We start from the raw sequence: 20,578 nt of genomic DNA, 5'->3' as shown, positions 1-20,578 counted from the left end.
ATCGTCTTCTTCAATGAATCAAGCAATTCGTGTGGGAGCTCATGCAGCAGCTGATGTCGTCGATTAAGGAGGTGATCCAGCCGCAGGTTCCCCTACGGCTACCTTGTTACGACTTCACCCCAGTCATGAATCACACCGTGGTAACCGTCCCCCCGAAGGTTAGACTAGCTACTTCTGGTGCAACCCACTCCCATGGTGTGACGGGCGGTGTGTACAAGGCCCGGGAACGTATTCACCGCGACATTCTGATTCGCGATTACTAGCGATTCCGACTTCACGCAGTCGAGTTGCAGACTGCGATCCGGACTACGATCGGTTTTATGGGATTAGCTCCACCTCGCGGCTTGGCAACCCTTTGTACCGACCATTGTAGCACGTGTGTAGCCCAGGCCGTAAGGGCCATGATGACTTGACGTCATCCCCACCTTCCTCCGGTTTGTCACCGGCAGTCTCCTTAGAGTGCCCACCATTACGTGCTGGTAACTAAGGACAAGGGTTGCGCTCGTTACGGGACTTAACCCAACATCTCACGACACGAGCTGACGACAGCCATGCAGCACCTGTCTCAATGTTCCCGAAGGCACCAATCCATCTCTGGAAAGTTCATTGGATGTCAAGGCCTGGTAAGGTTCTTCGCGTTGCTTCGAATTAAACCACATGCTCCACCGCTTGTGCGGGCCCCCGTCAATTCATTTGAGTTTTAACCTTGCGGCCGTACTCCCCAGGCGGTCAACTTAATGCGTTAGCTGCGCCACTAAGAGCTCAAGGCTCCCAACGGCTAGTTGACATCGTTTACGGCGTGGACTACCAGGGTATCTAATCCTGTTTGCTCCCCACGCTTTCGCACCTCAGTGTCAGTATCAGTCCAGGTGGTCGCCTTCGCCACTGGTGTTCCTTCCTATATCTACGCATTTCACCGCTACACAGGAAATTCCACCACCCTCTACCATACTCTAGCTTGCCAGTTTTGGATGCAGTTCCCAGGTTGAGCCCGGGGATTTCACATCCAACTTAACAAACCACCTACGCGCGCTTTACGCCCAGTAATTCCGATTAACGCTTGCACCCTCTGTATTACCGCGGCTGCTGGCACAGAGTTAGCCGGTGCTTATTCTGTCGGTAACGTCAAAATTGCAGAGTATTAATCTACAACCCTTCCTCCCAACTTAAAGTGCTTTACAATCCGAAGACCTTCTTCACACACGCGGCATGGCTGGATCAGGCTTTCGCCCATTGTCCAATATTCCCCACTGCTGCCTCCCGTAGGAGTCTGGACCGTGTCTCAGTTCCAGTGTGACTGATCATCCTCTCAGACCAGTTACGGATCGTCGCCTTGGTGAGCCATTACCTCACCAACTAGCTAATCCGACCTAGGCTCATCTGATAGCGCAAGGCCCGAAGGTCCCCTGCTTTCTCCCGTAGGACGTATGCGGTATTAGCGTTCCTTTCGAAACGTTGTCCCCCACTATCAGGCAGATTCCTAGGCATTACTCACCCGTCCGCCGCTGAATCCAGGAGCAAGCTCCTCTCATCCGCTCGACTTGCATGTGTTAGGCCTGCCGCCAGCGTTCAATCTGAGCCATGATCAAACTCTTCAGTTCAAACATCTTTGGGTTTTTAAGAAACCCTAAACTTGGCTCAGCAATCGTTGGTTACATCTTTGATTTCTCGCGGAGTAACTTGTGATGCTGATAATCTTGTTGACTATCAGTCTGACTGCACAAGCACCCACACGAATTGCTTGATTCAGTTGTTAAAGAGCGGTTGGTTAAGATCTTTCGTCTCAACCGAGGCGCGCATTCTACAGCAGCCTCATTTGCTGTCAAGTGATTATTTTCAGAAGTTTTCGAAGAATTCTTCAACAACTTCAACCACTTGCGCTTCCGATCTCTCGTTAGCGGGAGGCGAATTCTACAGCGTTAATCGCTGCTGTCAACACCTCTTTTCTCCGCTTTCGACCGAGAAGATCGAACCGTTAAAAGAGCTACACATCACTGCTCTTTCAACTCCTTCCAGGCTTCGATGATCTGAAGCAAGCCACTGTCGAAAACTGCGTAACTCTTTGAATCTCAAGGAGTTTTCCGTTTCGACTGCGCCGGAAGTGGGGCGAATTATAGACCTCTGGAATCTGCCGTCAACACCTATTTTCATATTTCTGTCATATGGGGCAAAAAGCCCCGAAAACGCGAAGGCCGACCTGAAAGGTCGGCCTTCTGCACATCCAGCTACTTATAAGCTAGGAAATGCGAACTGCGAAGCTTCATGGCTTGCACGCTGCGGCCAGCGCTGGGTGATCGCCTTGCGACGAGTGTAGAAGCGCACGCCATCCGGACCATACGCATGCAGGTCGCCAAACAGCGAACGCTTCCAGCCGCCGAAACTGTGATAAGCCACCGGCACCGGCAACGGCACGTTGACGCCGACCATGCCGACTTCGATCTCGTCGCAGAACAGCCGCGCCGCTTCGCCGTCACGGGTGAAGATGCAGGTGCCATTGCCGTATTCGTGATCATTGATCAGTTGCATCGCCTCTTCCAGGCTGTTCACCCGCACCACGCACAGCACCGGCCCGAAGATCTCTTCTTTATAGATGCGCATCTCAGGGGTGACGTTGTCGAACAGGCAGCCACCGAGGAAGAAGCCGTCTTCATGACCGGCGACGCTCAGACCGCGACCATCGACCACCAGGGTCGCGCCCGCCGCCACACCGTCATCCACATAACCGCTGACCTTGTCACGCGCCTGACCGGTAACCAACGGCCCCATGTCCAGACCGCACGAGGTGCCCGCGCCGATTTTCAGCGCTTTGATCTGTGGAACCAGTTTCGCCACCAGCGCGTCCGCGACCTGATCGCCAACACACACGGCCACCGAGATGGCCATGCAGCGTTCGCCGCAGGAACCGTAAGCCGCGCCCATCAGTGCACTTACCGCATTGTCCAGATCGGCATCCGGCATCAGTACCGCGTGGTTCTTCGCGCCGCCCAGTGCCTGTACGCGTTTGCCGCGCTTGGTGCCTTCGGCGTAGATGTACTCGGCAATCGGTGTCGAACCGACGAAACTCAGCGCTTTGACTTCCGGCGCTTCGATCAACGCGTCCACCGCTGTCTTGTCACCATGGACCACACTCATAACGCCTTTCGGCAACCCTGCTTCCAGCAGCAACTGAGCGATCAGCAGCGTCGAGCTTGGATCGCGCTCGGATGGCTTGAGGATGAAGCAGTTGCCGCAGACGATCGCCAGCGGGTACATCCACAGCGGGACCATGGCCGGGAAGTTGAACGGGGTGATACCGGCAACAATCCCCAACGGCTGGAAGTCCGACCAGGCATCGATGTTCGGGCCGACGTTGCGGCTGTACTCGCCCTTGAGGATTTCCGGGGCGGCGCAGGCGAACTCGACGTTCTCGATACCGCGCTTCAATTCACCGGCGGCATCTTCCAGGGTCTTGCCGTGCTCTTCGCTGATCAGTTGCGAGATGCGCGCTTCGTTCTGCTCCAGCAGTTGCTTGAAGCGGAACATCACCTGGGCGCGTTTGGCCGGTGGCGTATTACGCCACGCAGGAAACGCAGCCTTGGCGGCATCGATGGCTTTCTGAATGGTGGCCTGGCTGGCCAATGGCAGTTTATGGATCGCCTGGCCGGTAGACGGGTTGAACACATCTACCGCGCGACCGGTTTCGGTTACCAGTTCGCCATTGATCAAATGCGGGATAACGCTCATCGAACACTCCTGAATTCTGGTCCGCAGGCGCCGTGAGAGGCGCCCGCACTTTTGTACATATATAGAGGGAAAAATCAGTCGAGCTTGTTCAGCACTTCGCCGACCGCGTCGAACAGACGATCAAGGTCTTGCGGCTTGCTGTTGAAGGTTGGGCCGAACTGCAGGGTGTCGCCGCCGAAGCGTACGTAGAACCCGGCTTTCCACAAGGCCATGCCCGCTTCGAAAGGACGCACGATCGCGTCGCCGTCACGCCCGGCAATCTGGATCGCGCCAGCCAGGCCGTAGTTGCGGATGTCGATGACGTTCTTCGAGCCCTTCAGACCATGCAGCGCGTTTTCGAAATGCGGCGCGACTTCGGCGACGCTCTGCACCAGGTTTTCCTTTTGCAGCAGGTCGAGTGCTGCAAGGCCGGCGGCACAGGCCACCGGGTGTGCCGAATAGGTGTAGCCGTGAGGGAATTCCACGGCGTATTCCGGCGTCGGCTGGTTCATGAAGGTCTGGTAGATCTCGGAGCTTGCAATCACCGCGCCCATTGGAATCGCGCCGTTGGTGACTTGCTTGGCGATGCACATCAGGTCCGGGGTCACGCCGAAGCTCTCGGCGCCGAACATCGAACCGGTGCGGCCGAAACCGGTGATCACTTCATCGAACACCAGCAGGATGTTGTGCTGATCGCAGATTTCGCGCAGACGCTTGAGGTAACCCTGTGGCGGAACCAGTACGCCGGCGGACCCGGCCATCGGTTCAACGAACACCGCAGCGATATTGGAAGCGTCGTGCAGTTCGATCAACTTGAGCAGTTCATCGGCCAAAGCGATACCGCCCTGCTCCGGCATGCCACGGGAAAACGCATTGCTCGCCAGCAGCGTGTGCGGCAGGTGATCGACATCCATCATCGCCTGACCAAACAGTTTGCGGTTGCCGTTGACGCCGCCGAGGCTGGTGCCGGCGATGTTCACACCGTGGTAGCCACGGGCGCGGCCGATCATTTTGGTCTTGGTCGCCTGACCTTTCAGACGCCAGTAGGCACGGACCATTTTCACCGCAGTATCGGCGCACTCGGAACCGGAGTCGGTGAAGAACACGTGGTTCAGATTGCCCGGGGTCAGTTCGGTGATTTTCTCTGCCAACTGGAACGACAACGGATGGCCGTACTGGAAACCCGGCGAGTAATCGAGAGTGCCCAGCTGTTTCGCAACGGCTTCCTGAATTTCCTTGCGGGTGTGCCCGGCGCCGCAGGTCCACAGACCGGACAGCGAGTCGTAGATCTTGCGGCCCTTGTCGTCGAACAGCCAGCTGCCTTCAGCGCCGACGATCAGACGCGGGTCGCGTTGAAAGTTACGGTTGGCGGTGTACGGCATCCAGTGCGCGTCCAGCTTCAGTTGACTGGCCAGTGGCGACGGCGCGTTTTCAGGCATGTTCATCGGGCAAAACCTCGCAGGGCATAAGCGTCAGGGAGATGGAAAGCGTTGTTGCAGCTAAATTGCCACGGCGATAAAGTCGGTGAAATCCAACTCTTCTAACCTTCAGTTAGATCATCGCTAAACAAAGAGAACAAAAAATGAGCAGCCGCCGCGCCGATCCACTGGCTCAGGTCAGTGACTTTGATATCCGTCTGCTGCGGATTTTTCGCAGTGTCGTGGAATGTGGCGGCTTCTCCGCAGCGGAAACAGTGCTCGGCATCGGCCGTTCGGCGATCAGCCAGCAGATGAGCGATCTGGAACAGCGCCTCGGCTTGCGCCTGTGTCAGCGTGGCCGGGCCGGATTTTCCCTGACCGAGGAAGGTCGTGAGGTGTATCAGTCGGCACTACAGCTGTTGAGTGCACTGGAGAGTTTTCGCACTGAGGTCAACGGACTGCACCAACACCTGCGCGGCGAGCTGATCATCGGCCTCACCGACAACCTCGTTACCCTTCCGCACATGCGCATCACCCACGCCCTCGCGCAGTTGAAGGAACGCGGGCCGGATGTGCAGATCCAGATCCGCATGATTGCGCCAAACGAAGTTGAACAAGGTGTGCTCGACGGGCGCCTGCACGTTGGCGTGGTGCCGCAGGCCAGCGCCTTGTCAGGACTGGAATATCAGCCGTTATACAGCGAGCGTTCGCTGCTGTATTGCGCGGTGGGTCATCCGCTGTTTTATGTCGACGACAAGCAACTCGATGATCAACGCCTCGACAGTCAGGACGCGATTGCGCCGACCTTTCGTTTGCCGGCGGAGATTCAGGCGCACTATCAGGCGCTCAATTGCACTGCCAGTGCCTCTGACCGTGAGGGCATGGCATTTCTGATTCTGACCGGGCGCTACATCGGTTACCTGCCGGATCACTACGCCAGCCTTTGGGTGCAGCAGGGGCGTTTGCGTGCGCTCAAGGCCGGCACGCGTTTTTACGATTTGAGTCTGGCATCGGTCACGCGCAAGGGGCGGCGCCCTCATTTGGTGCTGGAAAGTTTCCTGGAGAGTCTGGCGGCGACGCGATAGATAAGCGCGCAGAGCCCAGCCCGGCAGGGCCTCATCGACAGAATCCAGGAATAACCTGAGCAAGTGGACAGGTTTTTGCAGTGAAGGGCTGACTCGTCCTTCAACAAGAAGCCAAAACCATGCAGCCAGATTCCGATTCGTCCAGTGAACTGATCTACGGCCTCAACGATCGCCCCAAACCACTCGCCGCCATTCTCGCCGCACTGCAACACGTGCTCGCCAGTTTCGTCGGCATCATCACCCCGCCACTGGTGATCGGTTCCGCGCTCGGGCTGACCGCGCATCTACCGTACCTGATCAGTATGGCGTTGATGGTCTCGGGCGTCGGCACCTTTATCCAGGCGCGACGACCGTTCGGCATTGGCGCGGGGATGATCTGTCTGCAAGGCACCAGTTTCGCGTTTCTCGGTGCGGTGCTGTCGGCCGGGTTTCTGGTCAAGCAGCGCGGCGGCAGCCCGGAAGATATTCTGGCGATGATTTTCGGCGTGTGCTTTTTCGGCGCAATCGTGCAGATCGTGCTCAGCCGTTTCATCGGTCAGTTGCGCCGAGTGGTCACACCGCTGGTGACCGGCATTGTCATCACGCTGATCGGCATCAGCCTGATCAAGGTCGGCATCACCGATCTGGGTGGCGGCTTCAATGCCCCGGACTTCGGCGCGCCGGGCAATCTGGCCTTGGGCGTGTTCGTGCTGCTGACGATCATTCTGCTCAACCGTTCGAACACGCCTTGGGTACGACTGTCGGCGATCATCATCGGACTGGTGCTAGGCAGTCTCGCTGCGTGGTTCAGCGGAAAATTAGTGCCACAGCCGTTGCCTGACCTGCCGCTGGTGAGTTTTCCTACGCCGTTCAAGTTCGGATTCAACTTCGACTGGACCGCTTTCCTGCCGGTCGCTCTGATTTACCTGATCAGCACCATCGAAACCGTCGGCGACCTCACCGCCAACTGCATGCTCGCCCGCCAACCGATCAGCGGCCCTTCTTATATAAGCCGCTTGCGCGGTGGCGTGCTTGGCGATGGCGTGAGCTGCATGATCGCGGCGACCTTCAGCGCTTTCCCCAACACAACGTTCGCGCAGAACAACGGCGTGATCCAATTGACCGGCGTTGCCAGCCGCTACGTCGGTCTGTACATCGGCGCGATCCTGTTCTGCCTCGGCCTGTTCCCGATGATCGGTGCGGTGCTGCAACAGATTCCGAAACCGGTGCTGGGCGGCGCAACGCTGGTGATGTTCGGCGCAGTGGCGGCGGCGGGCATACGCATTCTCGCGCAGGCGCCGCTGGACCGGCGCAGCATGTTGATCATCGCCACTTCGTTCGGCGTCGGCCTTGGCATCGCCGCGCAACCGAACCTGCTGCACCTGCTGCCGAAACTGGTGCAGAACCTGTTCGACTCGGCGATCACCAGCGGCGGGCTGACGGCAATCGTCCTGTGTCTGTTGTTGCCGGAAGGCAAAACCGCTGAGACAAAAAGCCCCGCGTCATTGAACAAGATCGAACAGGCGTAACTGTTTTTCCGCGCAAGGACTTGTCGGATGCCTGTGGGTGCGCTATCAACGCAACTGGTTGCACCCACAGACAATCCCGGAAGTGCCTATGACCTTTGAAGTCCCAGCCCACGGCGGCAAACCCGCCAGCCGCATTCGTCAGAAGAACGAAGAGACCATTCTCAAAGCCGCCGAAGACGAGTTCGCCCGTCACGGGTTCAAAGGCACCAGCATGAACACCATCGCGCAGAATGCCGGGCTGCCCAAGGCCAACCTGCATTACTACTTCACCAACAAGCTCGGTTTGTATGTGGCAGTGCTGAGCAACATCATCGAGTTGTGGGACAGCACCTTCAACACCCTCACCGCCGAGGATGATCCGGCCGAAGCGCTGACCCGCTACATCCGCGCGAAGATGGAATTCTCCCGGCGCCAGCCACAGGCTTCGCGAATCTTCGCCATGGAAGTGATCAGCGGCGGCGAATGCCTGAGCGAATATTTCAATCAGGATTACCGCACCTGGTTCACCGGGCGCGCGGCGGTGTTTCAGGCGTGGATCGATGCGGGCAAGATGGATCCGGTCGATCCGGTGCACCTGATCTTCCTGCTGTGGGGCAGCACCCAGCATTACGCCGACTTCGCCACGCAGATCTGCCGCGTCACCGGGCGCAGCAAGTTGACCAAGCAGGACATGGAAGACGCCGGCAACAACCTGATCCGCATCATTCTCAAAGGCTGCGGCCTCACTCCTTCTCTATAAGACGTTTATGCCTTTCACCCTCAGCGGTTTTTGCGAGTACCGCGAAGAGATTCGCAAAAGCCGCTTCATCACTCTGGCGACGCCGATCAGCAGCCCCGCCGATGCGCAGGCGTTTTTCGAGCAGCACAGCGATTTGAATGCCACGCACAACTGTTGGGCGTGGAAACTCGGCGCGCAATACCGCAGCACTGACGACGGCGAGCCGGGCGGCACCGCAGGGCGCCCTATTCTCGCGGCGATCGAAGCGCAGGACTGCGATCAGGTCGCGGTGCTGGTGATTCGCTGGTACGGCGGCATTCAACTGGGCACTGGCGGCCTGGCCCGGGCCTACGGCGGTGGCGCCAACAAGTGCCTGCAAGCGGCGGAAAAAATCGAGCTGATCAGCCGCGTGCCGCTCAGTTGCGCCTGCGGATTTGCCGAGTTGGCGCTGGTGAAGTTGCGCGTGGCGGATCTCGGTGGATTGGTGGTGGAGGAAAACTTCACGGCCAATGGGGTTGAGTTGAAATTGGCGGTAGGAGAAGCGCAGATCGAAGTGCTGCAAAGTCAGTTGGCGGATCTGAGCCGTGGGCGGATTTTGTTGCAGCGTTGAGAGTGGAAGATCAAAAGATCGCAGCCTTCGGCAGCTCCTACAGGGGGATCGCATTCCAATTGTAGGAGCTGCGGAACGCTGCGATCTTTTTGGGGCATTACATGCATTCCATTTTCTGCCGACTTGCCCACATCGGCTGTGCACCCGACTGTGGATAACCTGAGCACATACCGCTGTAACCCTTCTGTCATGCGGCTTTGCGCGATTTGTTCACTTTTCGTTCAATTGATCCGACGAAACGAAAAATCGGCGTAAAAACAGATAGTTAACATCGTTTATCACCATTAGAAGAAAGCATCGCAGTGCTTATGCCCGACCTCGGCGCTTGCGCACAATTACTGTGGAACAACCTGTGGATAAGCCGTTCATGACCGTCGCTGTCGCAGGATCTGCCTAGGCCCCAAGTGATTGCTCGTTTTTTAACCAATGTAGCGCGAGCAAAACTGGAGCCTGTTCAATGGCTTTGCGCTGAATTGGTGCTCGATAGAAAGACAAAACGCCCGCCGATGCGCTGCTGTCGGCACTTGCGGACCGGCTCCGCAAGCGTTCCTGACTCAATGGCCAGGAAATTGCTTTATCCACAGGCACAACTCCAAGTCAGTCGAGCCTGTCATGTCCATCGCCCCTTCCCCGCCGCGCCTGCAACTGCGCCAGATCAGCAAACGCTACCCCGGTTGTCTGGCCAACGACGCCATCGACCTGAGCATCGCGCCGGGTGAAATCCATGCCCTGCTCGGTGAAAACGGCGCGGGCAAAAGTACGTTGATGAAGATCATTTACGGGGTCACCCAGTGCGACAGCGGTGAAATGCTCTGGCAGGGGCAGCGCGTGCAGATGCGCAACCCGGCACAGGCGCGGCAGTTGGGCATTGGCATGGTGTTCCAGCATTTCTCGCTGTTCGAAACCCTCAGCGTCGCGCAGAACATTGCCCTGGCGATGGGCGCGGCGGCCGGCACGCCGAAGCAACTGGAACCGAAAATTCGCGAAGTATCGCGGCGTTACGGCATGGCGCTGGAGCCGGAGCGACTTGTCCACAGCCTGTCGATCGGCGAGCGGCAGCGGGTGGAAATCATTCGTTGCCTGATGCAGGACATCCGCCTGTTGATTCTCGACGAGCCGACCTCGGTGCTGACGCCGCAAGAGGCGGACGAATTGTTCATCACCCTGCGGCGCCTTGCCGACGAGGGCTGCAGCATTCTGTTTATCAGCCACAAGCTCGGTGAAGTGCGGGCCTTGTGCCACAGCGCCACGGTGCTGCGCGGCGGTCGGGTAGCCGGGCATTGCCTGCCGGCGCAATGTACGGATCAGCAACTGGCACAACTGATGGTCGGCGAAGCGGCGGGATTGATTGGCGAGTATCCGAAGGTCAGCGGTGGCCCGGCGTTTCTGCAGGTGCAGGGTTTGAGCTGGCACAACCCGGATCCGTTCGGTTGCTCGCTGACAGACATCGACCTGCAAGTGCGCAGCGGTGAAATCGTCGGCATCGCCGGGGTCGCGGGCAATGGTCAGGATGAGCTGCTCGCCCTTCTCAGCGGCGAGCAGCCCTTGCCTCGTGCGCAAGCGGCGACCCTGCGCTTCGCCGAGCGAAACGTCGCTGACCTGCGCCCGGACGCGCGGCGCAAACTCGGTCTGGCCTTCGTGCCGGCCGAACGCCTCGGCCACGGCGCGGTGCCGGAGTTGAGTCTGGCCGATAACGCCCTGCTCAGTGCTTTCCAGCAAGGACTGGTCAGCCACGGGTTGATTCAACGCGGCAAGGTCGAAGCCCTCGCGCAGCAGATCATCCAGCGTTTCGGCGTGAAGACCCCGGACACGCAAACCGCTGCGCGCAGCCTGTCCGGCGGCAACTTGCAGAAATTCATCCTCGGCCGGGAAATTCTTCAGCAACCGAAACTGCTGATCGCCGCGCACCCGACCTGGGGCGTCGACGTCGGTGCCGCCGCCACCATCCATCGCGCCTTGATTGCCCTGCGCGATGCCGGCGCGGCGATTCTGGTGATTTCCGAAGACCTCGATGAGCTGTTCCAGATCAGCGATCGCCTTGGCGCGCTGTGCGGCGGGCGTCTGTCGGCACTGCAAGACACCGGCCTTACACAACTGAGCGATGTCGGCGCGTGGATGGCCGGCCAGTTCGATCACTCACCTCGCGCCGCCTCGGTTTAACGGAGTTTCAACATGCTGCTTTCCCTCGAACCCCGTGGCCAGCAATCGCGCCTGATGCTGTGGTGCTCGCCGTTATTGGCGGCGGCGCTGACCCTCGGCTGCGGCTCGCTGTTGTTCATCGCGCTGGGCCACGACCCATTGCAAACCTTGCACACACTGCTGATCGCGCCCGTCAGCGATTTGTATGGAGTGTCCGAATTGCTGGTCAAGGCGCTGCCGATTTTGCTCTGCGCACTCGGCCTGGCCGTGGCCTATCAGGCGCGGATCTGGAACATCGGCGCCGAAGGCCAACTTCTACTTGGCGCGTTGGCCGGCAGTGCTCTGGCAGTGAACGTTATCGACATGCAAAGTCGCTGGGCGCTGGTGCTGATTCTGCTGACCGGCACGCTGGCGGGCGCCGCATGGGCCGGGCTCACCGCATGGCTGCGCACGCGCTTCAACGCCAACGAAATCCTCACCAGCATCATGCTCAACTACATCGCGCTGAACCTGCTGCTGTTCTGCGTGCACGGGCCGTTGAAGGATCCAGCGGGCTTCAATTTCCCGGAGTCGGCGATGTTCGGCGACGCCAGTCGTTTGCCGCTGCTGCTGGAGGACGGCCGCGTGCATGCCGGCGTGTATTTCGCCCTGCTCGCGCTGGTAGCGGTGTGGGTGTTGTTGCAGAAAAGCTTCATCGGCTTCCAGATCAAAGTGCTCGGGCTGGACAAGCGTGCGGCAGGTTTCGTCGGCTTTCGCGAGAAGCGCCTGATCTGGCTGGCGCTGTTGATCAGCGGAGCTCTGGCCGGACTCGCCGGAGTCTGCGAAGTGACCGGGCCGATCGGCCAACTGGTGCCGCAGGTGTCGCCGGGCTATGGCTACGCGGCGATCACCGTGGCGTTTCTGGGACGGTTGAATCCGCTCGGCATTCTGTTCTCCAGTCTGCTCATGGCGCTGCTGTACATCGGCGGCGAGAGCGCGCAGATGTCGCTCAATCTGCCGCAAGCGATCACCCAATTGTTCCAGGGCATGATGCTGTTTTTCCTGCTCGCCTGTGACGTGCTGATTCTCTATCGGCCACGCCTGAAACTGCGCTGGAGCCGGCGCGCCTCGACCCCTGCCGTAACCGCCGGAGCGCTGTGATGGATATCGATCTGTTGAGCAATATTTTCTATGCCATGGTCCGCTGCGGCACGCCGCTGTTGCTGGTGGCATTGGGTGAGTTGATCTGCGAGAAAAGCGGCGTCCTCAACCTCGGCCAGGAAGGCATGATGCTGTTCGGTGCGGTGATCGGTTTTATCGTCGCGCTGAACAGCGGCAACCTGTGGCTGGGTGTGCTGTTGGCGATGTTGGCCGGGATGTTGTTGTCGTCACTGTTTGCCTTGGTCGCGCTGGTGTTCAACGCCAATCAGGTCGCCACCGGTTTGGCCCTGACGATCTTTGGTGTCGGGCTTTCGACGTTTGTCGGCGCGGCATGGGTGGGTAAGCCGCTGGCGGGTTTCGAGCCTCTGGCGATTCCGTATCTGAGTGAGATCCCGCTGATCGGGCGGATGCTGTTTGCCCAGGATCTGCTGGTGTATCTGTCGTTCGCGCTATTTGCCTTGGTGGCGTGGGTAATCATCAAAAGTCGTGTCGGCCTGATCATTCAAGCGGTCGGTGAAAACCCGGATGCGGCCAGCGCGATGGGCTTGCCGGTGCTGACCGTACGCACCTTGGCGGTGTTGTTCGGCGGAGCAATGGCCGGGCTGGCCGGGGCCTATCTGTCGCTGGCCTACACGCCGATGTGGGCGGAAAACATGACCGCCGGGCGCGGCTGGATTGCCCTGGCGCTGGTGGTGTTTGCCAGTTGGCGGGTGTGGCGGTTGTTGCTCGGGGCGTATCTGTTTGGTCTCGCCAGCATCCTGCATTTGGTGGCACAGGGATTGGGACTGGCGATACATTCGAGCCTGCTGGCGATGCTGCCGTATGTGGCGACGATTTTGGTGCTGGTGTTGCTGTCCCGCGATGCCGTGCGCACTCGGTTGTATGCGCCGGTTTCGTTGGGGCAGCCGTGGCAATCGGGACATTAGTTGATGTCAGAGCGGGCCTCTTCGCGAGCAGGCTCGCTCCCACAGGGGATCTGAGTGAACGCGGGCATATGTGGGAGCGAGCCTGCTCGCGAAAGCGTCCGCACAGGCAACACTTGAACCACGCCTCATGATTGTTTCTGATCAAACACCCTCGAGAAACTCAAGAAGCCTGGAGTATGCTCCGGGATCAAAGCCTGTTTTTCGCCAAGCGCTGCAACTGTGGCTCGGTCAGGCGTGTCCATTGAAACCTGAATGCTGACTTTCAAGGAAACCCATCATGTCTCAGGCAAAAAACGCACTGATCATCGGCGCCTCCCGCGGCTTGGGCCTCGGTCTGGTGAAGACCCTGCTGGGCGATGGCTGGCAAGTCACCGCGACGGTGCGCAATCCGCAGAAGGCCGAGGCGCTGCAAGCGCTGGGTGACGTGCGCATCGAGAAGCTCGACATGGACGATCAGCAAGCGGTGATCGCTCTGAGCCAGAAGCTCAAGGGCGAAACCTTCGATCTGTTGTTCGTCAACGCCGGGGTCAAAGGCCCGGACGTGCAGACGCCGGGCGGCGCGACCCTGGCCGAGGTCGGGCAGCTGTTTTTCACCAACGCGGTGGCGCCGATCAATCTGGCCCAGCGTTTCGTCGGGCAGATTCGCGACGGCAGCGGCGTGCTGGCGTTCATGAGTTCGGTACTCGGCAGCGTGACCATGCCCGACGCGCCGGAGCTGGCGTTGTACAAGGCGAGCAAAGCGGCGCTGAATTCGATGACCAACAGTTTCGTCACGCAACTGGGCGAGCAGAAACTGACCGTACTTTCGCTGCACCCGGGCTGGGTGAAGACCGACATGGGCGGCGAAGGCGCCGATCTCGACGTCGAGACCAGCACCCGCGGGCTGATCGATCAGGTCAATGCGTTTACCGGCAAGGGCGGGCATCACTTCGTCAATTACAAGGGTGAAACCATTCCCTGGTAAGCACTGATAATCCCGATGTGGGAGCGAGCCTGCTCGCGAATACGATCTGTCAGGTAAATCTGTATCGACTGACATGACGCCTTCGCGAGCAGGCTCGCTCCCACAGGGGGATGATGGTGAATGGTCGGGTGGCGCTTGCCCGATGGGGCGATTTGTTTGAAACTGCGCGCCTCGTCCTTCGCGGCGACCCTGGATCAGCAGACAGGGCAACACTGAGCTGGCAACCCTGAACCCAACTTTCAGAGGAGCCGGCCACAATGCCTGCGACCCGTACCTGGTTAAAAAATCCCCTCGCCATTTTCACCTCCAACGAGATTGATGCCCGTGGCGGCCTTGTCGTGCAAGACGGTGTCATCGTCGAAGTCCTCGCTGCCGGTCAGCAGCCGTCGGCGCCGTGCAATGAAGTGTTCGATGCCCGCGAGCATGTGATCCTGCCGGGCCTGATCAACACCCACCATCACTTCTATCAAACCCTGACCCGCGCCTGGGCGCCGGTGGTCAATCAGCCGTTGTTTCCATGGCTGAAGACCCTGTACCCGGTATGGGCGCGGCTGACGCCTGAAAAACTCGCCCTCGCCACCAAAGTGGCGCTGGCCGAATTGCTGCTCTCGGGTTGCACCACGGCTGCCGACCATCACTATCTGTTCCCGGACGGTCTGGAAAACGCCATCGACGTGCAGGTCGAAACGGTGCGTGAACTGGGCATGCGCGCCATGCTCACACGCGGCTCGATGAGCCTTGGCGAGAAGGACGGCGGTCTGCCTCCGCAACAAACGGTGCAGGAAGGTCAGGTGATTCTCGACGACAGCCAGCGGCTGATTCACGAGTATCACGAGCGTGGCGATGGTGCGCAGATCCAGATCGCTCTGGCGCCATGCTCGCCATTCTCGGTGACCCCGGAAATCATGTCGGCCAGCGCTGATCTGGCGAACAAGCTCGATGTGCGTCTGCACACCCACCTCGCTGAAACTCTCGATGAAGAAGACTTCTGTCTGCAACGCTTCGGCCTGCGCACCGTCGATTATCTGGACAGCGTCGGCTGGCTCGGCCCGCGTACCTGGCTGGCCCACGGCATCCATTTCAACCCCGACGAAATCGCCCGCCTCGGCCAGGCCGGCACCGGCATTTGTCACTGCCCAAGCTCGAACATGCGCCTGGCGTCCGGCATCTGCCCGAGCATCGAGCTGACCGACGCCGGCGCGCTGTTCGGCCTTGGCGTTGACGGTTCGGCGTCCAACGATGCCTCGAACATGATCCTCGAAGCGCGTCAGGCTTTGTACATCCAGCGCCTGCGCTACGGCGCCGAAAAGATCACCCCGGAGCGCGTGCTGGGCTGGGCGACCAAGGGTTCGGCGAGCCTGCTCGGCCGCACTGACATCGGCGAAATCGCCGTGGGCAAACAGGCGGATCTGGCGTTGTTCAAGCTCGATGAACTGCGCTTCTCCGGTAGCCATGATCCGATTTCGGCGTTGCTGCTGTGCGGCGCCGATCGGGCAGATCGGGTGATGATTGGCGGCAAGTGGCGTGTGGTTGATGGGCAGGTTGAAGGGTTGGATCTGAAAGGTTTGATTGCCGATCACAGCCAGGCGGCTCGGCAGTTGATTGCCGGCACCTGAGTCACCGCCGTTCAAAACTGTGGGAGCGAGCCTGCTCGCGAAGAGGGAGTGTCAGACAACATGTTTGTTGGATGACACACCGCTTTCGCGAGCAGGCTCGCTCCCACATGGGTATCAGCCAGCCCTAAAGGCCCAGTAGCGACAGCATGATAAAGGTCGCAAACAGCACAAAGTGCGTCATGCCCTCAATGGCGTTGGTCTCGCCGTCATTGAGGTTGATTGCGCTGACGATCAGGGTGATGAAGATCATCACCGTTTGCACCGGGGTCATCGCCATTTGAAACGGCTGGCCGGTGTACAGCGCCATCGCTTCCATCACCGGTACGGTCAGAATCACCGTCGACAGTGACGCCCCCATCGCAATGTTGACCACCGACTGCATGCGATTGGCCAGCGCCGCTCGTAATGCGGTGAGAATCTCCGGCGCGGCGGAAATCGCTGCCACCAGAATCGCCGTGATTACCGGCGGCGCGCCCGTGCCTTCCAGGCCCAGATCGAGGGTCTTGGACATCACCTCGGCCAGTGCGCCGATGATCACCACCCCCGACACCAGAATGCCGACCGACAGCGCCAGGCTGACCGGCTTCGGCTCCTGCTCGACGGACTCTTTGCGTCGGCGCTTGTCCGGGTAGCTGTAGCTGAAAAAGTAACTGTGCGGGCCGACCTGCATGCGCAGGAACAGCGCGTAGAGCACCATCATCGCGCCAATGGTGAACGCCGAATACATCTTCCAATTGGCCTCGGGAATGAACTCCGGGACCACCATCGACACGCCCATCGCGGTGAGGATCATGACGCTGTAGCTGCGCGCCGAATCGTCGTTGTAGGACTGTTCGCCGTGTTTGATCCCGCCCATCAAAGCGGCGAGGCCGAGGATGCCGTTGATGTCGAGCATCACCGCTGAATAAATCGTGTCGCGCACCAGTGTTGCCGAGGCTTCGTTGCTCATCATGATCGCCAGGATCACCACTTCGACCAGCACTGCCGAGAGTGTGAGGATCATCGTGCCGTAGGGATCACCGACTTTTTCCGCCAGCAGTTCGGCGTGATGAGCGACGCGCATCGACGCGGCGACGATGAAGGCAATCAGCAGCAGACCGCCGCCCAGCGCGACGATCTGGCCGCTGTGCAGCAGCCAGTGTTCCAGTGGATAAGCAACGCACGCGGCAAGGACTGCCAGCAGCAGGAAGCTTTCTTGTTTGAGGGTCGAGAGCATGACGGGCCTTTTGCCGAAAAGAGCTGATGAAGCTACTGACTGCCGCGCGCCGCTAACGTTTCGTTACATCTTTACGCACCACGCGATGGCAGCTGGATTCAGGCATGCACTTTTATTGGCCTTGCCGGCCTCTTCGCGAGCAGGCTCGCTCCCACATTGAAATGCGTCCCTGTGGGAGCGAGCCTGCTCGCGAAGGCCGCACCGCGTTTTCAAATGAGTTTGTTGTCCTGTTGGTCAGCAATTTGCATTGGCCCTGAGCACACACAACAAAATGGAGTTCGGGTTCATGCCAATACGTCCGCTGCACAAACTGCTGTACGCCGCCATCGGTCTGGGAATCAGCCTGAGCGCCAGCGCTGCCGATCCGCTGAAGGTCGGTTTCGTCTACATCGGCCCGATCGGTGACCACGGCTGGACGTATCAGCACGAACAGGGGCGCAAGGCCCTGGCGGAAAAACTCGGCACGCAGATCACCACCAACTACGTGGAAAACGTCGCCGAGGGCGCCGACGCCGAGCGGGTGATCCGCAACATGGCCAAGGACAAATATGACCTGATCTTCACCACGTCTTTCGGCTACATGAACCCGACAGTGAAAGTCGCCAAGCAATTTCCCAAGGTGACGTTCGAACACGCCACCGGTTACAAGCAGGAGAAGAACCTCGGCACCTACCTGGCGCGCACTTACGAGGGCCGTTACGTCGGCGGTTTCCTCGCGGCGAAGATGACCAAGACCAAGAAGATCGGCTACGTCGCCTCGTTCCCGATTCCGGAAGTGATACGCGACATCAACGCCATCCAGCTGGCCTTGAACAAGTACAACCCTGGCACCGAAATCAAAGTGGTGTGGGTCAACTCCTGGTTTGATCCGGGCAAGGAAGCCGACGCCGCCAACGCGCTGATCGATCAGGGCGTCGACGTGGTGTTCCAGCACACCGACAGCCCGGCGCCGATCCAGGCTGCCGAACGGCGCGGCGTGTATGCCGTGGGCTACGCCTCGGACATGGCCCACTTCGGCCCGAAAGCGGTGCTGACCTCTATCGTCAACGACTGGGCGCCGCACTACATTCAGGCGACGCAGAGCGTGATCGACCACACCTGGAAATCCCAGGATTACTGGGGCGGGTTGAAGGAAGGTACGGTGGAACTGCCGATCAGCGACCTGGTGCCAGCGCCGGTGAAAGCCGAGGCCGAGCAGTTGATCGCCGACATCAAGAGCGGCGCATTGCAGCCGTTTACCGGGCCGATCAAGGATCAGGCCGGTGTAGAAAAAATCCCGGCGGGCGTGAGCGCGACCAATGCGGAACTGGCTTCGATGAATTACTACGTTGAGGGCATGAAGGCCGAGATGCCGAAGTAGTCCCCCGATTCACCACACAAAACCCTGTGGGAGCGAGCCTGCTCGCGAAAGCGGTGTGTCATTAAACAAAAATGTTGTCTGACACTCCCTCTTCGCGAGCAGGCTCGCTCCCACATTGGAAACACAGCGTATTCAAGGATTGTGTATGGATCAGCTTCCGATCATTGATATCAGCCCGCTCTATAGCGACGACGAAAACGCCTGGCCTGCGGTGGCCGAACAAATCGACCAAGCCTGCCGTGAGTGGGGCTTTTTCTATATCAAGGGCCATCCGATCTCGGCGCAACGTATCGAGGATCTGCTCGATCACGCCCAGCGCTTCTTTGCCCTGCCAGCCGCAGAAAAACTCAAGATCGACATTACCCAGACCCGCCATCATCGCGGCTACGGCGCAATTGCCACCGAGCAACTGGACCCGGACAAACCCAGTGACCTCAAAGAAACCTTCGACATGGGCCTGCACCTGCCGGACGAGCATCCCGAGGTGCTCGCGGAAAAACCCTTGCGCGGCCCCAATCGGCACCCGGCGCAACCCGGCTGGGAAACGCTGATGGAGCAGCATTACCTCGACATGCAGGCGCTGGCGCAAACCCTGCTTCGAGCGATGACCGTTGCGCTGGGCATCGAGCGCGACTTCTTCGATACGCGTTTTGTCGAACCGGTCAGCGTGTTGCGCATGATCCATTATCCGCCGCGTCACACCGCCAGTTCCGCCGAGCAGCAAGGCGCCGGCGCCCATACCGATTACGGCTGCATCACCCTGCTCTATCAGGACAGCGCCGGCGGTTTGCAGGTGAAGAACGTCAATGGTGAATGGATCGACGCGCCACCGATTGACGGCACGTTCGTGGTCAACCTCGGCGACATGATGGCGCGCTGGAGCAACGACCGTTATCGCTCGACGCCGCACCGGGTGATCAGCCCGCTGGGCGTGGATCGCTATTCGATGCCGTTCTTCGCCGAACCGCACCCGGACACGCGCATCGAATGCCTGCCCGGCTGCCAGGACGCGCAGCATCCGGCGAAATATCCGACCACCACCTGCGCCGAATTCCTGCTGTCGCGTTTCGCCGATACCTACGCGTATCGACGTGAGCAAGAGGCGGTTTGATCGATCACCTGGTCAGGTTTTGCCAATTGTTGCGGCCAGCCTCTGTAGAATGCCGGCATTGCACCTGATGAGAAAAGACTATGTACGACTGGCTCAACGCCCTGCCCAAAGCCGAACTGCACCTGCATCTGGAAGGTTCGCTGGAGCCTGAACTGCTGTTCGCCCTGGCCGAACGCAACAAGATCGCCCTGCCGTGGAGCGACGTCGAAACCCTGCGCAAGGCCTACGCCTTCAACAATCTGCAGGAATTTCTCGACCTGTATTACCAGGGCGCCGATGTGCTGCGCACCTCGCAGGACTTCTATGACCTGACCTGGGCCTACCTGCTGCGCTGCAAAGCGCAGAACGTGATCCACACCGAACCGTTCTTCGATCCGCAGACCCACACCGACCGGGGCATCCCGTTCGAAGTGGTGCTCAACGGCATCGCCGCCGCACTCAAGGATGGCGAGACGCAACTGGGCATCAGCAGCGGTTTGATCCTCAGCTTCCTGCGCCACCTCAGCGAAGACGAAGCACAGAAAACCCTCGATCAGGCGCTGCCGTTCCGTGATGCGTTTGTCGCGGTCGGGCTCGACAGTTCCGAGATGGGCCACCCGCCGAGCAAGTTCAAACGCGTCTTCGATCGCGCCCGCGACGAAGGCTTCCTCACCGTCGCCCACGCCGGTGAAGAAGGCCCGCCGGAGTACATCTGGGAAGCCATCGACCTGCTGAAAATCCAGCGCATCGACCATGGTGTGCGCGCCATCGAAGACGAGCGCCTGATGCAGCGGATCATCGACGAGCAGATCCCGCTGACCGTGTGCCCGCTGTCGAACACCAAGCTCTGCGTGTTCGATCACATGTCGCAGCACAACATCCTCGACATGCTCGAGCGCGGCGTGAAGGTCACGGTCAACTCCGATGACCCGGCGTATTTCGGCGGTTACGTGACCGAGAACTTCCATGCGCTGCACGAGCATCTGGGAATGACCCAGGATCAGGCCAAGCGTCTGGCGCAGAACAGCCTGGATGCGCGGTTGGTAAAACCGTAAGCAACACCGCAAAACCAATGTGGGAGCGAGC

Annotated in this window: 15 protein-coding genes and 1 rRNA gene; 12 read left to right on the top strand and 4 right to left on the bottom strand. The window is 59.5% G+C overall.

Going from position 1 to position 20,578, the window contains the following annotated elements; genetic code table 11:
• Window positions 1–64: 64 nt before the first annotated feature.
• The 3 genes from NF676_RS04125 to aptA form a co-directional block, all read right to left on the bottom strand.
• Window positions 65–1,601: ribosomal RNA gene (locus NF676_RS04125) — 16S ribosomal RNA — on the bottom strand.
• A 628-nt stretch (window positions 1,602–2,229) separates the two neighbouring features.
• The gene (locus NF676_RS04120) at window positions 2,230–3,723 is read right to left on the bottom strand and encodes a CoA-acylating methylmalonate-semialdehyde dehydrogenase (protein ID WP_071174323.1); all 1,494 of its coding nucleotides are present in this window, start codon (window positions 3,721–3,723) and stop codon (window positions 2,230–2,232) included.
• Between the two features lie 74 nt (window positions 3,724–3,797).
• A complete protein-coding gene (aptA, locus tag NF676_RS04115; protein WP_016771806.1) occupies window positions 3,798–5,147 on the bottom strand; it encodes an omega-aminotransferase AptA in 1,350 nt (449 codons plus the stop codon).
• A 137-nt stretch (window positions 5,148–5,284) separates the two neighbouring features.
• Here aptA and NF676_RS04110 point away from each other — a divergent pair, with 137 nt between their 5' ends.
• The 9 genes from NF676_RS04110 to NF676_RS04070 all read left to right on the top strand — a co-directional run bounded on the left by NF676_RS04110 (window position 5,285) and on the right by NF676_RS04070 (window position 15,826).
• Complete coding sequence (locus NF676_RS04110) at window positions 5,285–6,205, top strand: LysR family transcriptional regulator (protein ID WP_056787796.1); 921 nt, start codon at window positions 5,285–5,287, stop codon at window positions 6,203–6,205.
• A gap of 119 nt (window positions 6,206–6,324) precedes the next feature.
• Entirely contained in the window at window positions 6,325–7,713 is a 1,389-nt protein-coding gene (locus NF676_RS04105; RefSeq protein ID WP_252887279.1) for a uracil-xanthine permease family protein, read from the top strand.
• A gap of 88 nt (window positions 7,714–7,801) precedes the next feature.
• A complete protein-coding gene (locus NF676_RS04100) occupies window positions 7,802–8,452 on the top strand; it encodes a TetR/AcrR family transcriptional regulator (protein ID WP_016771809.1) in 651 nt (216 codons plus the stop codon).
• Between the two features lie 7 nt (window positions 8,453–8,459).
• Window positions 8,460–9,041, top strand: coding sequence for an IMPACT family protein (locus NF676_RS04095; RefSeq protein ID WP_125917571.1), 582 nt, complete (start codon window positions 8,460–8,462; stop codon window positions 9,039–9,041).
• A 612-nt stretch (window positions 9,042–9,653) separates the two neighbouring features.
• On the top strand, window positions 9,654–11,201 hold the full coding sequence (locus NF676_RS04090) for an ABC transporter ATP-binding protein (RefSeq protein ID WP_095180877.1): 1,548 nt from the start codon (window positions 9,654–9,656) through the stop codon (window positions 11,199–11,201).
• Window positions 11,202–11,213: 12 nt separating this feature from the next.
• Window positions 11,214–12,320, top strand: a complete 1,107-nt coding sequence (locus NF676_RS04085) for an ABC transporter permease (protein ID WP_056787784.1) — start codon at window positions 11,214–11,216, stop codon at window positions 12,318–12,320.
• Window positions 12,320–13,246, top strand: a complete 927-nt coding sequence (locus NF676_RS04080) for an ABC transporter permease (protein WP_252887278.1) — start codon at window positions 12,320–12,322, stop codon at window positions 13,244–13,246. Before NF676_RS04085 ends, NF676_RS04080 begins: the two co-directional genes overlap by 1 nt.
• A 277-nt stretch (window positions 13,247–13,523) precedes the next feature.
• Entirely contained in the window at window positions 13,524–14,210 is a 687-nt protein-coding gene (locus NF676_RS04075) for an SDR family oxidoreductase (RefSeq protein WP_016771812.1), read from the top strand.
• Window positions 14,211–14,467: 257 nt separating this feature from the next.
• Window positions 14,468–15,826: an 8-oxoguanine deaminase gene (locus tag NF676_RS04070; protein WP_150638119.1), complete on the top strand. Its 1,359-nt coding sequence runs from the start codon at window positions 14,468–14,470 to the stop codon at window positions 15,824–15,826.
• Window positions 15,827–15,950: 124 nt separating this feature from the next.
• Here the strand turns inward: NF676_RS04070 and NF676_RS04065 are convergent, their stop codons facing one another.
• Complete coding sequence (locus NF676_RS04065; protein WP_252887277.1) at window positions 15,951–17,042, bottom strand: calcium:cation antiporter; 1,092 nt, start codon at window positions 17,040–17,042, stop codon at window positions 15,951–15,953.
• A 286-nt stretch (window positions 17,043–17,328) separates the two neighbouring features.
• Here NF676_RS04065 and NF676_RS04060 point away from each other — a divergent pair, with 286 nt between their 5' ends.
• The 3 genes from NF676_RS04060 to NF676_RS04050 all read left to right on the top strand — a co-directional run bounded on the left by NF676_RS04060 (window position 17,329) and on the right by NF676_RS04050 (window position 20,547).
• Entirely contained in the window at window positions 17,329–18,402 is a 1,074-nt protein-coding gene (locus NF676_RS04060) for a BMP family ABC transporter substrate-binding protein (protein WP_095180882.1), read from the top strand.
• 145 nt (window positions 18,403–18,547) lie between these two features.
• On the top strand, window positions 18,548–19,513 hold the full coding sequence (locus NF676_RS04055; RefSeq protein WP_252887276.1) for a 2-oxoglutarate and iron-dependent oxygenase domain-containing protein: 966 nt from the start codon (window positions 18,548–18,550) through the stop codon (window positions 19,511–19,513).
• 80 nt (window positions 19,514–19,593) lie between these two features.
• A complete protein-coding gene (locus tag NF676_RS04050; protein ID WP_024011466.1) occupies window positions 19,594–20,547 on the top strand; it encodes an adenosine deaminase in 954 nt (317 codons plus the stop codon).
• The last annotated feature ends 31 nt before the right edge of the window (window positions 20,548–20,578 follow it).

Origin of the sequence: Pseudomonas siliginis (assembly GCF_024072275.1) — a bacterium.
GTDB classification, from domain to species: domain Bacteria; phylum Pseudomonadota; class Gammaproteobacteria; order Pseudomonadales; family Pseudomonadaceae; genus Aquipseudomonas; species Aquipseudomonas siliginis.
Note: the sequence above shows the minus strand (reverse complement) of the source record. Positions and strands in the feature narration are given on the sequence as shown.

Excerpts from the sequence above, each read along its gene's own strand:
- aptA (WP_016771806.1), bottom strand. The coding sequence starts at position 5,147 with ATGAACATGCCTGAAAACGCGCCGTCGCCACTGGCCAGTCAACTGAAG.
- NF676_RS04105 (WP_252887279.1), top strand. The coding sequence starts at position 6,325 with ATGCAGCCAGATTCCGATTCGTCCAGTGAACTGATCTACGGCCTCAAC.
- NF676_RS04050 (WP_024011466.1), top strand. The coding sequence starts at position 19,594 with ATGTACGACTGGCTCAACGCCCTGCCCAAAGCCGAACTGCACCTGCAT.
- NF676_RS04110 (WP_056787796.1), top strand. The coding sequence starts at position 5,285 with ATGAGCAGCCGCCGCGCCGATCCACTGGCTCAGGTCAGTGACTTTGAT.
- NF676_RS04055 (WP_252887276.1), top strand. The coding sequence starts at position 18,548 with ATGGATCAGCTTCCGATCATTGATATCAGCCCGCTCTATAGCGACGAC.
- NF676_RS04095 (WP_125917571.1), top strand. The coding sequence starts at position 8,460 with ATGCCTTTCACCCTCAGCGGTTTTTGCGAGTACCGCGAAGAGATTCGC.
- NF676_RS04075 (WP_016771812.1), top strand. The coding sequence starts at position 13,524 with ATGTCTCAGGCAAAAAACGCACTGATCATCGGCGCCTCCCGCGGCTTG.
- NF676_RS04060 (WP_095180882.1), top strand. The coding sequence starts at position 17,329 with ATGCCAATACGTCCGCTGCACAAACTGCTGTACGCCGCCATCGGTCTG.
- NF676_RS04120 (WP_071174323.1), bottom strand. The coding sequence starts at position 3,723 with ATGAGCGTTATCCCGCATTTGATCAATGGCGAACTGGTAACCGAAACC.
- NF676_RS04080 (WP_252887278.1), top strand. The coding sequence starts at position 12,320 with ATGGATATCGATCTGTTGAGCAATATTTTCTATGCCATGGTCCGCTGC.
- NF676_RS04065 (WP_252887277.1), bottom strand. The coding sequence starts at position 17,042 with ATGCTCTCGACCCTCAAACAAGAAAGCTTCCTGCTGCTGGCAGTCCTT.
- NF676_RS04090 (WP_095180877.1), top strand. The coding sequence starts at position 9,654 with ATGTCCATCGCCCCTTCCCCGCCGCGCCTGCAACTGCGCCAGATCAGC.
- NF676_RS04070 (WP_150638119.1), top strand. The coding sequence starts at position 14,468 with ATGCCTGCGACCCGTACCTGGTTAAAAAATCCCCTCGCCATTTTCACC.
- NF676_RS04085 (WP_056787784.1), top strand. The coding sequence starts at position 11,214 with ATGCTGCTTTCCCTCGAACCCCGTGGCCAGCAATCGCGCCTGATGCTG.
- NF676_RS04100 (WP_016771809.1), top strand. The coding sequence starts at position 7,802 with ATGACCTTTGAAGTCCCAGCCCACGGCGGCAAACCCGCCAGCCGCATT.